At 65.9% G+C, this 14,573-nt stretch carries 13 protein-coding genes; 9 read left to right on the forward strand and 4 right to left on the reverse strand.

Annotated features, from left to right (window positions below):
• The first annotated feature begins 128 nt into the window (after window positions 1-128).
• The 3 genes from rplQ (at window position 129) to dsbD (ending at window position 2,891) form a co-directional block, all read left to right on the forward strand.
• Window positions 129-524 carry a 50S ribosomal protein L17 gene (gene rplQ / locus WS95_RS29325; RefSeq protein ID WP_006477175.1) on the forward strand — a complete coding sequence of 132 codons (396 nt, stop codon included), beginning with the start codon at window positions 129-131 and terminating at the stop codon, window positions 522-524.
• 203 nt (window positions 525-727) lie between these two features.
• On the forward strand, window positions 728-1,054 hold the full coding sequence (gene cutA / locus WS95_RS29330) for a divalent-cation tolerance protein CutA (RefSeq protein WP_059780717.1): 327 nt from the start codon (window positions 728-730) through the stop codon (window positions 1,052-1,054).
• Window positions 1,047-2,891 carry a protein-disulfide reductase DsbD gene (gene dsbD, locus WS95_RS29335; protein WP_059827542.1) on the forward strand — a complete coding sequence of 615 codons (1,845 nt, stop codon included), beginning with the start codon at window positions 1,047-1,049 and terminating at the stop codon, window positions 2,889-2,891. Before cutA ends, dsbD begins: the two co-directional genes overlap by 8 nt.
• A 131-nt stretch (window positions 2,892-3,022) precedes the next feature.
• Here dsbD and hemB read toward each other — a convergent pair whose 3' ends face one another.
• Window positions 3,023-4,021 (reverse strand): porphobilinogen synthase, encoded by a 999-nt coding sequence (hemB, locus tag WS95_RS29340; protein WP_034209736.1) that lies wholly within the window; start codon window positions 4,019-4,021, stop codon window positions 3,023-3,025.
• 253 nt (window positions 4,022-4,274) lie between these two features.
• The gene (gene yihA / locus WS95_RS29345) at window positions 4,275-4,934 is read right to left on the reverse strand and encodes a ribosome biogenesis GTP-binding protein YihA/YsxC (RefSeq protein ID WP_034209737.1); all 660 of its coding nucleotides are present in this window, start codon (window positions 4,932-4,934) and stop codon (window positions 4,275-4,277) included.
• Window positions 4,935-5,148: 214 nt separating this feature from the next.
• Between yihA and WS95_RS29350 the strand changes: the two genes are divergently transcribed.
• The 5 genes from WS95_RS29350 (at window position 5,149) to msrQ (ending at window position 11,291) form a co-directional block, all read left to right on the forward strand.
• Window positions 5,149-5,802, forward strand: a complete 654-nt coding sequence (locus tag WS95_RS29350; RefSeq protein WP_059827545.1) for a c-type cytochrome — start codon at window positions 5,149-5,151, stop codon at window positions 5,800-5,802.
• Between the two features lie 218 nt (window positions 5,803-6,020).
• Entirely contained in the window at window positions 6,021-8,234 is a 2,214-nt protein-coding gene (locus WS95_RS29355; protein ID WP_034209739.1) for a cytochrome c biogenesis protein ResB, read from the forward strand.
• Window positions 8,235-8,238: 4 nt separating this feature from the next.
• Window positions 8,239-9,429 (forward strand): c-type cytochrome biogenesis protein CcsB, encoded by a 1,191-nt coding sequence (gene ccsB, locus WS95_RS29360; protein WP_059827547.1) that lies wholly within the window; start codon window positions 8,239-8,241, stop codon window positions 9,427-9,429.
• A gap of 159 nt (window positions 9,430-9,588) precedes the next feature.
• A complete protein-coding gene (msrP, locus tag WS95_RS29365) occupies window positions 9,589-10,584 on the forward strand; it encodes a protein-methionine-sulfoxide reductase catalytic subunit MsrP (protein WP_059827647.1) in 996 nt (331 codons plus the stop codon).
• 20 nt (window positions 10,585-10,604) lie between these two features.
• A complete protein-coding gene (msrQ, locus tag WS95_RS29370; protein ID WP_059827549.1) occupies window positions 10,605-11,291 on the forward strand; it encodes a protein-methionine-sulfoxide reductase heme-binding subunit MsrQ in 687 nt (228 codons plus the stop codon).
• Between the two features lie 82 nt (window positions 11,292-11,373).
• Here the strand turns inward: msrQ and lptM are convergent, their stop codons facing one another.
• On the reverse strand, window positions 11,374-11,652 hold the full coding sequence (gene lptM / locus WS95_RS29375; RefSeq protein WP_059827551.1) for an LPS translocon maturation chaperone LptM: 279 nt from the start codon (window positions 11,650-11,652) through the stop codon (window positions 11,374-11,376).
• A gap of 36 nt (window positions 11,653-11,688) precedes the next feature.
• On the opposite strand from lptM, the gene cyaY reads away from it, so the two are divergent.
• Complete coding sequence (gene cyaY / locus WS95_RS29380) at window positions 11,689-12,015, forward strand: iron donor protein CyaY (protein WP_059780713.1); 327 nt, start codon at window positions 11,689-11,691, stop codon at window positions 12,013-12,015.
• An 81-nt stretch (window positions 12,016-12,096) separates the two neighbouring features.
• Here cyaY and WS95_RS29385 read toward each other — a convergent pair whose 3' ends face one another.
• The gene (locus WS95_RS29385; RefSeq protein WP_156443625.1) at window positions 12,097-14,484 is read right to left on the reverse strand and encodes a penicillin-binding protein 1A; all 2,388 of its coding nucleotides are present in this window, start codon (window positions 14,482-14,484) and stop codon (window positions 12,097-12,099) included.
• Between the last annotated feature and the right edge of the window lie 89 nt (window positions 14,485-14,573).

The raw sequence follows: 14,573 nt of genomic DNA on the forward strand, positions 1-14,573 counted from the left end.
AGCCGTAGTTGGCAAAGATGCGGATTTTCCTTTAAAATCCGCATCTTGCTTTTTTTCGTTACCGGCCCGTGCGCCTTCCGAGGTGCGATAGAAGAGCTGGACCAAAACTTTGAATCAAGGAAACTGAAATGCGCCATCGTCATGGTCTGCGGAAACTGAACCGCACGAGCAGCCACCGTCTGGCTATGCTCCGTAACATGTCCAACTCGCTGATCGAGCACGAAGTCATCAAGACGACGCTGCCGAAGGCGAAGGAACTCCGTAAAGTCGTCGAGCCGCTGATCACGCTCGGCAAGAAGCCGTCGCTGGCGAACCGTCGCCTGGCGTTCAACCGCCTGCGCGATCGTGACTCGGTCGCGAAGCTGTTCGACGTGCTCGGTCCGCGTTTCGCGAACCGTCCGGGCGGCTACCTGCGCGTGCTGAAGTTCGGCTTCCGCGTGGGCGACAACGCACCGATGGCACTGGTCGAACTGCTCGACCGTCCGGAAGTCGACGAAACGGAAAACGTGCAAGAAGCCGAGTAAGCTTCCGGTACGCAGCAGGATCAGAAAGGGGCCGAGCGTTTTGCTTGGCCCTTTTTGTTTTTGAGATGCCGGCTGCGATCGATTGTCGCAGGCCGGTGCCGGCAGCGTTGCGCGGGCTGCGCTACGATACGGGGCAACCGGTGCGGTCGCCGAGCGGGTAACCGGCGCCGACAGGAGCCGGCAGACCAGTGAGGAGGGCGCGGATGATAGTGGTGCTGATGCTGACGACGGTACCCGATGCGGCGACGGCCGCGGTGCTCGCCGACGGCGCGCTCGACGCGCGCCTTGCCGCGTGCGTGTCGGAGCTCGGTGCGATCAAGTCGCGCTATCACTGGCAGGGCAAGGTCGAAACGGCCGACGAGATCCAGTTGCTGTTCAAGACGAGCCCCGTCCGGGCGCTCGAACTGGAGCGATTTATCCTCGCGCGTCATCCTTACGAGACACCCGAAATCGTCTCGTGGCAGACGACGGCATCGGCCGCGTATGGCCAATGGGTGACCGGCGAAACTCAACGTCTATTTCATGTTTAACGGTATGGCGCTTTCGATGCGCGTGCGTGCGCTGCGGTTTGTTGCGGTCCTGTTGTCGTTCGTGATGCTGGGCGGCCTGTCCGTCGCGCGCGCGGCCGACGATTTCCTCGATCCGGCGGTTGCGTTCAAGTTCAGCGCGAGCGAATCGCCGGGGCAGGTGGACGTTCGTTTCAAGATCGCCAACGGCTATTACATGTACCGCGAGCGGTTCGCGTTCGCGGTGAAGAGCGGTCAGGCGACGCTCGGCGAACCGCAATTCCCGGCCGGCCACGTGAAATTCGACCAGACGTTCCAGAAGAACGTCGAGACCTATCGCGATGAAGTCGTTGTTCACGTGCCGGTGAAGCAGGCAGCCGGGCCGTTCGAGCTCGCGGTGACGTCGCAAGGGTGTGCGGACGAAGGGATCTGTTATCCGCCGGCCGAGCACGTCATGAAGGTCGATGGCGCCGCGCTCGGCGCCGCATCGTCGTCCGGCGATACGGCTGCCGCCGGCAATTGGTTCGACAAGGTCACGAGCGCGGATTTCGCGCAGTCGCTGCTCGAAGGCCAGGGCTTCTTCACCATCGTCGCGCTCTATTTCGTCGCGGGTGTCGTGCTGAGCCTCTTGCCGTGTTCGTACCCGATGATTCCGATCGTGTCCGCGATCATCATCGGCCAGGGCACGCGTGCGACGCATGCACGCGGCTTCGCGCTGTCGCTGACCTACGTGGTCGGCATGGCGCTGGTCTACACGGTACTCGGCATCGCGGCCGCGCTGGTCGGCCAGAGCCTCGGCGCATGGCTGCAGAACCCGTGGGTACTCGGCGCGTTCGGCGTGCTGCTGACCGCGTTCGCGGTGTCGCTGATCTCGGGCAAGGACATCGCGCTGCCGGCGCGCTGGCAGAACGGCGCGGCCGAGGCATCGAGCGCTCGCCAGGGCGGCCACTTCGTCGCGGTTGCGACAATGGGCGCGTTGTCGGCGCTGGTCGTCGGGGCGTGCATGACGGCGCCGCTGTTCGCCGTGCTCGCTTTCATCGCGCACACCGGCAATGCGTTGCTCGGCGGCGCGGCGCTGTTCGCGATGGGGCTCGGGCTCGGCGTGCCGCTGCTGGTCGTCGGCGTCGGGGCCGGGACGGTGCTGCCGCGCGCAGGTGCGTGGATGGACGGCGTCAAGGTGTTCTTCGGCATCGTGCTGCTCGCGGCCGCGCTGTGGATCGTGTGGCCGGTGCTGGCGGCCGGGCTGAAGATGGTGCTCGCGGCGTTGTGGCTGCTGATCGCGGCCGCGGCGCTCGGCCTGTTCACGCCGAATGCCGGTGCTGCGTCGGTCTGGCGCCGCCTGGGCCGCGGCGTGGGCGCCGCGCTCGCGATCTGGGCCGCGACGTTGCTCGTCGGCCTGGCCGCGGGCTCGACCGATCCCGTCAAGCCGCTGGCCGTGCTGGCGGCGCGTACGGCAGCCTCCGGCGGTGCGGCGGCTGCCGGCGCGGCTGCCGCGCAGGACGGCCCGGCGTTCGCCCCGGTGCGCTCCAGCGGCGAACTCGACACGCTGCTGAAGACGTCGGGCCGGCCCGTGATGCTCGACTTCTACGCCGACTGGTGCGTGAGCTGCAAGGAGATGGAGCATCTGACGTTCACCGACGCGCGCGTGCAGGCGCGGCTCGCGCAGCTTCACCTCGTGCGTGCGGACGTCACCGCGAACAATCCGGACGATCAGGCGCTGCTCAAGCGCTTCAACCTGTTCGGGCCGCCGGGCATCATCTTCTTCGATCGCCATGGCAACGAGATCGGCCGCGTGGTCGGCTATCAGGCGGCCGACACGTTCCTGCGCAGTCTCGATCGGGCGGTCGTTCCGACGGCATGACGGTGGCCGGCCGGAGCGAGCCGGCGAACGGAGGCTTCGGGGCCGGCTGACGGCTTCGATCGACGGTCAACGAAAAACGGCGGAACACCGAGGTGTCCCGCCGTTTTTACTGGTGCCGCCGGCGTGCGCGATCAGCGCTGCGCTTTCAGCAGACGCGCGGCATCGAGCGCGAAGTACGTGAGCACGCCGTCGGCGCCTGCACGCTTGAACGCGAGCAGCGATTCGAGCACGACCTTGTCGTGGTCGAGCCAGCCGTTCATCGCGGCCGCCTTCAGCATCGCGTATTCGCCGCTCACCTGGTACACGTAGGTCGGGAAGCGGAACTCGTCCTTCACGCGGCGCACGATGTCGAGATACGGCATGCCGGGCTTGACCATCACCATGTCGGCGCCTTCGTCGATGTCGAGGCGCACTTCGCGCAGCGCTTCGTCGCTGTTCGCCGGATCCATCTGGTAGGTCATCTTGTTGCCCTTGCCCAGATTGGACGCCGAACCGACCGCATCGCGGAACGGGCCGTAGAACGCCGATGCGAACTTCGCCGAATAGGCCATGATCCGCGTGTGGATGTGGCCGTCGCTTTCCAGCATCTCGCGGACCGCGCCGATGCGACCGTCCATCATGTCCGACGGCGCGACGATGTCGACGCCGGCTTCTGCCTGCGCACGCGCCTGGTCGACCAGGATCTCGATCGTGTCGTCGTTGATCACGTAGCCGTTTTCGTCGAGCACGCCGTCCTGGCCGTGGCTCGTGTACGGGTCGAGCGCGACGTCGGTCAGCACGCCCAGTTCGGGGAAGCGCTTCTTCAGCTCGCGCACGGCGCGCGGGATCAGGCCTTCCGGATTGGCCGCTTCGCGGCCGTCGGGCGTTTTCAACGACGGCTCGATGGCCGGGAACAGCGACAGCACGGGCACGCCGAGTTCGACGCACTGCTCGGCGACGTGCATCAGCAGATCGACCGACACGCGTTCGACGCCGGGCATCGACGGGACCGGCTGACGTTCGTTGGTGCCTTCGACGACGAACACCGGGTAGATCAGATCGTCGGTGGTCAGGCGGTTTTCGCGCATCAGGCGGCGAGAGAAGTCGTCGCGGCGCATCCGGCGCGGACGATGAAGCGGATGGAAGCTCATGGCGATTTGGCAGAAATCAGGGCAAGAAGGACCTTACGGAACCCTTAGGTCATTTTCGAGATCGTTGGTATATGATAGCGATCGAGCGGTACGCGTTGCGTGCAGCTCCCCGCTTCTCCTCCCTGAGCGGGTGCCTGTCGTTTTTCGATTAGGCTGTTTGACCCGCCGTTCAACGGCGGGTTTTTTTATGAGCCGGCCGAATTCGCAGGTGCCGTCAGGTGCGCACGACCGATCCCAGCCGCGCGTTGCCCGCTCATTGTGCTACAGGCTCGCTTTTTTCGTCGGCGACGGACGGCCGCAGCCAGCTCTCGATCAGTTCATGGGCCTCGTCGAGCCCCGTGCGCTTCAGCGCCGAGAACAGCTGGACCGTCAGCTTGCCCTGCACGCCCTGGTCGCGATACGCGTCGAGCCCCTTCTGCGTATTGCGCAACGCGTTGATGCTTTCCTGGCGCGTCAATTTGTCGCACTTGGTCAGCAGCGTGTGGATCGGCTTGCCGGTCGGCGCGAACCACTCGATCATGCGTCGATCGAGATCGGTCAGCGGACGGCGCGAATCCATCATCAGGATCAGGCCGCAAAGCTGCGAGCGCGTCGCGAGATAGGACGACAGCAGCATTTCCCAATGCGCCTTCGCGGCGCCGGGCACTTCCGCATAGCCGTAGCCGGGCAGGTCGACGAGGTTCGCGACGGGCTCGGCGGCCGGGCCGACGGAGAAGTAGTTGATATGCTGCGTGCGGCCGGGCGTCTTCGACGCGAAGGCCAGCCGCTTCTGGTTGCAGAGCACGTTGATCGCCGTCGACTTGCCGGCATTCGAGCGGCCCGCGAACGCGATTTCCGGCTGAACCGTCGGCGGCAGGTCGCGCAGATGGTTGACGGTCGTGTAGAAGCGGGCTTGATGGAGCAGAAAGGCCATGGGAACCGGAAGGACGGGCGGCGCGAGCCGCTTGGTGGAGGCGGGGTAGCCCCGATAGGCGCGGGAGCTTTCAGCACGATATTGTACAATACGGCGGTTTTACCGAAGCCCACCGGGCGCCTGCCTCGCGCTTTTATGTGGCTTCTGCGGTAGACTGGACGCCGTCGTTTTTTGCAGAACCTCAAATTCCCACAAGACGAAACAGGGTGTGCGAATGAATCGACTGTGCAAGTCTCTGATGGTGCTTCAGGTTGCAGCAGGGTTCGTAGGTTTCGTAGCGGAGGCAAATGCGGCAGATGCGGCCAAGCCGGATCTCAACCGCGGCAAGGCGATTGCCGGGCAAGTCTGCGCGTCGTGTCACGGCGCCGACGGCAATAGTGCGTCGGGCAGTTTCCCGAAGCTTGCCGGCCAGCATCCCGAATATCTGGTCAAGCAGTTGAACGACTTCAAGACGCAGCCGGGCGCGAAGGGGCCGGTGCGGAACAACGCGGTGATGGTCGGATTCGCGAGCGCGTTGAGCGCGGACGACATGCGCAACGTCGCCGCGTACTACGGGTCGCAGACGACGAAGCTCGGTACCGCACGCGATGCGGCGACCGTGCCGGTCGGCCAGAAGATCTATCGTGGCGGCATTGCGGAAAAGGGCGTACCCGCTTGCGCGAGCTGCCACGGCCCGACGGGGCAGGGGATCCCGGTCCAGTATCCGCGTCTGTCGGGGCAATGGGCCGATTACACGGTCGCGCAGTTGACCGCGTTCCAGCAGGGTGCCGGCGCGCGCAACAACAACGAGGCGATGCATCAGATCGCGTCGCGGCTGTCGGATACCGAGATCAAGGCCGTCGCGGATTACATCGCGGGCCTGCGTTGAGCGGTCGGCCGCGAATGGAATGACCGGGCGCCCGAAGGGCGGCCGGAGTCAGAACAAGAAAAGGGTGGGGCGCCGCGCCGTCGCGGTTGCCTCGCCCTTCTTTTTTGTCGGCACTCGCCGGGCCGAGCCGGATGGAGCGGCTTGCCGGCGATGGGGGGCTGCGCCCCCGAAGCGAACATAGTGAGCGTGGGGGTTGTTTCCCCTTAGTCGGAGTTTGAATGAGCGTTACCACGTCGGGGTTGCAGTCGAAGTCGAGTCAGGGTGCGTCGAAACGCGCGGTCGAGCTGCTGAGCTCGATGCGCTTCGCGATCGCGCTGCTGGTGGTGCTGTCGATTGCGAGCATCATCGGCACGGTCCTGACCCAGGACGATCCGTATCCGAACTACGTGAACCAGTTCGGGCCGTTCTGGGCGGACATCTTCCGCTCGCTCGGCCTGTACAACGTGTACAGCGCGTGGTGGTTCATGCTGATCCTGATCTTCCTCGTCGCGTCGATCTCGCTGTGCGTGATCCGCAACGCGCCGAAGATGCTCGCCGATGCGAAGAGCTGGAAGGACAAGGTCCGCGAAGGCAGCCTGCGCGCATTCCACCACAAGGCCGAGTACACGGCGTCCGGCACGCGCGCGAGCGTCGCGGCCACGCTCGCCACGTTCGTCGCGAAGGCCGGCTACAAGCACGTCGTGCGTGAAACCGACGGCGCGACGCTGATCTCCGCGAAGCGCGGCGCGATGACCAAGTGGGGCTACATCTCCGCGCACCTCGCGATCGTCGTGATCTGTATCGGCGGCCTGCTCGACAGCAACCTGCCGATCAAATTCCAGATGTGGATGTTCGGCAAGAGTCCGGTCAACACGAGCGCGACGATCAGCGAGATCTCGCCCGACCATCGCCTGTCCGCGTCGAACCCGACGTTCCGCGGCTATGCGTGGGTGCCGGAGGGTCAGTTCGTGTCGACCGCGATCCTGAACCAGCCGAGCGGCTCGCTGATTCAGGATCTGCCGTTCTCGATCCAGCTCGACAAGTTCATCGTCGATTACTACACGACGGGCATGCCGAAGCTGTTCGCAAGCGACATCGTCGTGATCGATCGCGAGACCGGCCGGAAGATCCCGGCGCGGGTCGAGGTCAACAAGCCGTTCACGTACAAGGGCGTGTCGATCTACCAGTCGAGCTTCCAGGACGGCGGCTCGCAAATGCAGATGACGGCCTATCCGATGACGGGCAGCCACGCGGCGACCTTCCCCGTGAAGGGCACGATCGGCAGCTCGGCGCCGCTGCAGGTCCCGGGCGCCGACGGCGATACGATCGAGTTCTCCGATTTCCGCGCGATCAACGTCGAGAACATGGCCGACGCGAGCGGCAAGCCCGATGTGCGCGGCGTCGCGACGACGAGTTCGCTGAAGGAAGTGTTCGACGAGCGGCTCGGCTCGGGCGCAAAGACGTCGAAGCCGACGCAGCTCCACAACATCGGCCCGTCGGTGCAGTACAAGATCCGCGGCAAGGACGGCCAGGCGCGCGAATTCAACAACTACATGCTGCCCGTCGACATGAACGGCGAGCGCGTGTTCCTCGCCGGCGTGCGCGCGAGCCCGAACGACCCGTTCCGCTACATGCGGATTCCGGCCGACAGCCAGGATTCGATCGGCGAATGGATGCGCCTGCGCGCCGCGCTCGAGGATCCGGCCGTGCGCACGGAAGCCGCCGCACGCTTCGCGCAGCGCTCGCTGCCGGGCGATGCGTCGCTGCGCGGCCGTCTGCAGGACAGTGCATCGAAGGTGCTGACCCTTTTTGCGGCGAGCGACGACAGCGTCGGTCGCGGCGCGGACGGCCAGCCGGTCGGCGGCTTCCAGGCAGTGGCGACCTTCATCGACCGCTCGGTGCCGAAGGGCGAGCAGGAGAAGGCCGCGAGCCTGCTGCTGCGGATGCTCGAGGGCTCGATGTGGGAGGTCTGGCAGATCGCCCGCGAGCGTGCCGGCGAGCCGGCGGCGCAGCAGGGCACCGACACGATCCGCTTCGTGCAGAACGCGATCAATGCGCTATCCGACAGCTTCTTGTATGGATCGCCGGTCTATTTGCAGCTTGACTCGTTCAAGCAGGTGCAAGCTTCGGTATTTCAGCTGACGCGCGCACCCGGCAAGAATCTGGTGTATCTTGGCAGCCTGTTGCTGGTCGCCGGCATCTTCTCAATGTTCTACGTGCGCGAGCGGCGACTCTGGTTCTGGCTGAAGGACGCCGGTTCGGGCGTCGATGTGGTGATGGCAATGTCCACGGCCCGCAAGACCTTCGATTTCGAGAAAGAATTCGTGCAGACGCGCGACGCGGCCGGCGCCGCCTTGCGCGCCGCACCTCGCGACGCCGCGCCCGCCGGTGCGGCGTCGACGGCCCGACCGCCTGCCGGCGGCGGTTCCGATTCCGAGAATTCCACCCGGTAACATCATGGATCTCACGCAAGTTTCCTCTTCCCGTACGGCGCCGGCTGCGGCGCCGGCATCGTCGCCGCTGTTCGACGACCGTCCGTTCCTCGCGCGCCTGTCGCTGTTCGACTGGCTGTTCGCCCTGGCGCTGGTGGCGGGCGCGGGCTATGCGCTCGTGCACTACAACGCGCACATGGATTACTACGACAAGGCGGTGATGGTCGGCACCGTGCCGGCGCTCGTCGCGCTCGGCTGGCGCTGGAAGCCCGCGCGGCTGATGATGGCGTCGATCGCCGTGCTGTCGCTGCTGTCGATCCAGATCTACCAGGGCGATCTCGCCCGCGCCGATTCGGCGTTCTTCCTCAAGTATTTCCTGTCGAGCCAGTCGGCGATCCTGTGGATGAGCGCGCTGTTCGTGCTCGCGACGATCTTCTACTGGATCGGCCTGCTCGCCCGCTCCGAAACGGGCGCCGCGATCGGCCAGAAGCTCACGTGGGTCGCCGTGCTGATGGGCTTCACGGGGTTGATGGTGCGCTGGTACGAGTCCTACCTGATCGGTGCGGACGTCGGGCACATTCCCGTGTCGAACCTCTATGAAGTGTTCGTGCTGTTCAGCCTGATCACCGCGCTGCTTTATCTGTATTACGAAGGCCACTACGGCACGCGCTCGCTCGGCGCGTTCGTGCTGCTGGTCATCAGTGCGGCGGTCGGCTTCCTGATGTGGTACTCGGTCGCGCGCGATGCGCAGCAGATCCAGCCGCTCGTGCCGGCGCTGCAAAGCTGGTGGATGAAGATCCACGTGCCGGCGAACTTCATCGGTTACGGCAGCTTCGCGCTGTCGGCGATGGTGTCGGTCGCGTACCTGATGAAGGAGCGCGGGATCCTCTCCGATCGCCTGCCGACGCTGGAAGTGCTCGACGACGTGATGTACAAGTCGATCGCGGTCGGTTTCGCGTTCTTCACGATCGCGACGATCCTTGGCGCGCTGTGGGCGGCCGAAGCGTGGGGCGGCTACTGGAGCTGGGACCCGAAGGAAACCTGGGCGCTGATCGTATGGCTGAACTACGCGGCGTGGCTGCACATGCGGTTGATGAAGGGCCTGCGCGGCGCGGTGGCCGCGTGGTGGGCGCTCACCGGCCTGCTGGTCACGACGTTCGCGTTCCTCGGCGTCAACATGTTCCTGTCCGGGCTGCACAGCTACGGCAAGCTGTAAGATTTCCGCCGCTCGTCCGACCCTACGACCGCCGGTGCACTGCGTGCCCGGCGGTTTTCTTTTGTAACGGGCGGGCGAACCGGGCGTCGAACGGCGCGTGACGGGCCGGGTCGAACGCTCATGAAGCATGCGCGCCGCGCATGTGGGAGGAACTGCACGATGTGGATCAAACGCCCTTTGCGTAACGTACTGACCGGCGCGGATATCGCGCCGAGCGAGATCACCCCGCGCGCGGTGTTCGAGAACCGGCGGCGCGTGTTGCAGGCGGCCGGCCTCGCGGCCGCGGGCGGCCTGTTCGGCGCCAGCGGCGCGGCGCTCGCCGCGTATGCGTCGCCCGACCCGCGGGCGGCGAAGCTCGCGGCAAAAACGAACCCGACATTCGTCGCCATCGACAAGGTGACGCCGTTCAAGGACATCACGTCCTACAACAACTTCTACGAATTCGGCACCGACAAGCGCGATCCGGCGCAGAACGCCGGCACGCTGCGGCCGCGCCCGTGGCGCGTGAGCGTCGAAGGCGAGGTGCAGCACCCGAAGGTATTCGATCTCGACGAGTTGCTGAAGCTCGCGCCGCTCGAGGAGCGCGTGTACCGGCTGCGCTGCGTCGAGGGCTGGTCGATGGTGATTCCGTGGATCGGCGTGCCGCTGTCCGAGCTGATCAGGCGCGTGCAGCCGACCGGCAACGCGAAATACGTGCAGTTCGTCACGCTGGCCGATCCGTCTCAGATGCCGGGCCTGTCGACGCCCGTGCTCGACTGGCCGTATTCGGAAGGGCTGCGCATGGACGAGGCGATGCATCCGCTGACGCTGCTGACGATGGGCGTCTACGGGCAGGTGCTGCCGAACCAGAACGGCGCGCCGGTGCGGATCGTCGTGCCGTGGAAGTACGGCTTCAAGAGCGCGAAGTCGCTCGTGAAGATCCGCTTCGTCGACAAGCAGCCGAAGACGAGCTGGAACACGTACGCGGCGAACGAATACGGTTTTTATTCGAACGTGAACCCGAACGTCGATCATCCGCGCTGGAGCCAGGCGACCGAGCGGCGTATCGGCGAGGACGGCTTCTTCACGCCGAAGCGCAAGACGCTGATGTTCAACGGCTACGGCGATCTGGTCGCATCGATGTATCAGGGCATGGACCTGAAGAAGAATTTCTGAGCGCGCCCGTGAGAAACGACATGCCTCCTTCGACGCTCACGTCCGCCCGCGCCGCGGGCGACGGGCCGGCCGCGCGCATGGCGCGGGCCGGTGCGAGCCGTCCCGCCGCGCCGCGCTGGCTCGCACCGGCCAAGGTGCTGGTGTTCGCGGCCGGCCTCTATCCGCTTGCGCGCATCGTGCTGTTCGGGCTGACCGATCGGCTCGGCGCGAACCCGATCGAATTCGTCACGCGCTCGACGGGCTTGTGGACGCTCGTCCTGTTGTGCATCACGCTTGCCGTCACGCCGGTGAGGCGCATGACGGGTTTCGCGCCGCTGCTGCGCTTTCGCCGGATGATCGGGCTGTTCGCGTTCTTTTACGCGACGCTGCATTTCACGACCTACCTGTGGTTCGACAAGTGGTTCGACGTCGTCGCGATCCTGAAGGACGTCGGCAAGCGCCCGTTCATCACGGTCGGATTCGCGGCGTTCGTGCTGCTGATTCCGCTCGCCGCGACGTCGCCGCGCGCGATGGTGCGCCGGCTCGGTCGCCACTGGGCGACGCTGCACCGCGCGATCTATGCGATCGCGCTGTTCGGCGTGCTGCACTTCTGGTGGATGCGGGCCGGCAAGCACGATCTCGCGCAGCCGAAGCTCTACGCGGCGATCGTCGCCGCGCTGCTCGGCTGGCGACTGGTTGCGTGGGGATGGCGGCGCGTGCGCGCATGACGGGGCGGCCCGGAAAAAGCAAAAGGCGATGACCGAATGGTCATCGCCTCGTTTCGAGCGCCGCGCGGGCGGCAGCGCGGCGTTACTTCGTGGCGGCCGAGCCCGATGCCGGGGCGGGCAGCGTCGATGCACTGCTCGACAACTCGGGCGACAGCGCGAGCGGCGAGCCGGACGTGTCGGGCGTCTCGTCGGACGACGCGTTTTCGTCGGTCGGTTTCACGTCCGACGGCGGCGTGTCCTGTTGCTGGATCGGCTTGGGCATCGGCGGCACGGTGGGCAGATAGAGCGCGCCGCTTTGACCGCAGCCGGCAAGAATCGCCAAAGCCGCTACAATCGCGCTCATCCGGAAAACGACTCGCATGATCGTCCCTGAACAATTTAACCGATAGAGTTTAGCATGTCCGATACCGAATACCTGGCCCGTGCAGAGGCCGTGCTGGCGGCCGTCGAGCGTACCGTGGACGTCGCGAACGACGGCGATCACGACATCGACCTGGAGCGCAACGGCAGCGTGCTGACGCTGACGTTCGAGAACGGCTCGAAGATCATCGTCAACCTGCAGCCGCCGATGAAGGAAGTGTGGATCGCCGCGAAGGCGGGCGGATTCCACTACCGTTTCACCGACGGCGCATGGCGCGATACGCGCACGGGCACCGAGTTCTTCGCGGCGCTCACCGAGTACGCGACCCAGCAGGCAGGCCTGCCGATCACGTTCAGCGCGTGACGGCCGGGGCACTGCCCCCCAACGTCGTGCCCAACGAAAAAGCGCCCCGTGGGGCGCTTTTTTCATGGCCGGGGCCGCGGGTCAGTGGCCGCGGAACAGGTTCATGATGTCCTGCTTTTCCTGTTCGTCGACGTGCGGTACGGCCTCGTCGACGTTCTGTGCGGCCGGCGCCTGCGGCACGCCGACCGTCGACACGAAGCCGTGACCCGGCGTGAACTCGGTGAAGTACAGCTCGCCGCCGAGCGATTCGACGCCGTCGGGCGCCGTCGGCTTGAACTCGGGCACGCCCTTGAGCGCCGCACCCATGTAGTCGATCCAGACCGGCAGCGACAGGCCGCCGCCGGTTTCGCGATCGCCGAGGCTGCGCGGGTTGTCGTAGCCGATCCACGCGATCGCGGCGAGCGTGTGCTGGTAGCCGGCGAACCACGCGTCGTGCGAGTCGTTCGTCGTGCCGGTCTTGCCCGCGAGGTCGGTGCGCTTCAGCACGTTGGTCCGCGCGCCCGTGCCGCGCTGCGCGACGCTCTGCAGCAGGCTGTTCATCACGTAGGCGTTGCGCGCGTCGATCGCGCGCGGCGCGTTCTGCTCGGCGACGAGCGGCTGCGCGCGCGCGACGATCGCGCCGTTCGGATCGGTGACTTCGGCGATCAGGTACGGATTGATGCGGTAGCCGCCGTTCGCGAAGACCGAATACGCGCCCGCCATCTGCAGCGGCGTGACCTGGCCGGCGCCGAGTGCCATCGGCAGGTAGGCGGGATGGCGCTCGGCGTCGAAGCCGAAGCGCGTGATGTATTGCTGCGCGTATTTCGTGCCGATGTGGTTCAGGATTCGGATCGAAACGAGGTTGCGCGAGCGCTGCAGCGCGGTGCGCATCGACATCGGGCCCTCGAAGCCGCCGCCGTAGTTCTTCGGCTCCCACGGCTGGCCGCCGGTTTCCGCGGCGCTGAAATACAGCGGGCCGTCGTTGATCACGGTGGCCGGCCCGAGGCCCTTGTCGAGCGATGCCGAGTAGATGAACGGCTTGAACGACGAACCCGGCTGCCGCCACGCCTGCGTGACGTGGTTGAACTTGTTCTTGTTGTAGTCGAAGCCGCCGACGAGCGAGCGGATCGCGCCGTCCTGCGGGACGATCGACAGGAACGCGCCTTCGACCTGCGGCAACTGCGTGATCGACCATTTGCCGGCGTCGTTCTTCACGACGCGGACGATCGCGCCGGGGCGGATGCGGCGGTTCGGCTGCGCGTTGGCGGACAGCGCGCCCGACGCGAAGCGCAGGTTGTCGCCCTCGATCGTCGCCGTGCTGCCGTCGATGAACGCAACCGTGATCTGGCGCGGGCTCGCGGCCGTCACGACCGCGGCGATCAGCTCGCCGTTGTCGGGGTGCTCGAGCAGCGCGTCGTCGATCGCCTGTTCGCGATCGTCGGCACCGGCCGGCAGCTCGATGAAGCCCTCCGGCCCGCGATAGCCGTGGCGACGCTCGTAATCCATGATGCCCTTGCGCAGCGCGGTGTACGCGACCTGCTGGTCCGCGGAATCGATCGTCGTGACGACGTTGAAGCCGCGCGTGTAGGTTTCCTCGCGATACTGCGCGTACATCATCTGTCTGACCATTTCGGCGACGTACTCGGCATGCACGCTGAAATCGCGGCCCGGCCCCTTGACGACGAGCGGCTGCGCGGCGGCTTCGTCGTACTGTTCGCGCGTGATGAAGTTCAGCTCGAGCATCCGCTGCAGGATGTATTCCTGACGCACCTTCGCGCGCTTCGGGTTCACGACCGGGTTGTACGCGGACGGCGCCTTCGGCAGCCCCGCGAGCATCGCGGCTTCCGCGAGCGTGATGTCCTTCAGGTCCTTGCCGAAATAGACCCGCGCGGCGCTCGCGAAGCCGTACGCGCGCTGGCCGAGATAGATCTGATTCATGTAGACCTCGAGAATCTGATCCTTCGTCAGCGCGCGCTCGATCCGGTACGCGAGCAGCATCTCGTAGATCTTGCGCGTGTAGGTCTTCTCGCTCGACAGGAAGAAGTTGCGCGCGACCTGCATCGTGATCGTGCTCGCGCCCTGCGACGCATGGCCGTTCGTCAGCGCGACGAAGCCGGCGCGGATGATGCCGGTGAGATCGACGCCGCCGTGATCGTAGAAGCGCGCGTCCTCGATCGCGAGGATCGCCTTCTTCAGCGAGTCGGGCACGTCCTTGAAATGGACGACGTCGCGGCGCTCCTCGCCGAATTCGCCGATCAGCACGTGATCCGACGTATAGATGCGCAGCGGCACCTTCGGCCGATAGTCGGTCAGCGCGTCGAGCGACGGCATGTTCGGCCACGCCACGACGAGCGCGTAGCCGAGCACGAGGCCGCCGGCCACGACGAGGGCCACGCACATCGCGGCGAAGCCGAGCAGGACTTTTTGCCACCAGGGTCGCTTCTTCGGCTCCGGGGCGGGAGGCGGGGACGTAGGAGTCGTGGATTGCATAGGCATACCGGAAAACAGTCCCGCGATTATAGCTGCCCGGTAAGACCGGTCCTGACGCGGGGGCCGCCCGTCGGAAAGCCGCGGGTCGG

It is taken from the genome of Burkholderia sp. MSMB1826 (assembly GCF_001526325.1).
In the GTDB taxonomy this organism is placed as follows: Bacteria; Pseudomonadota; Gammaproteobacteria; order Burkholderiales; family Burkholderiaceae; genus Burkholderia.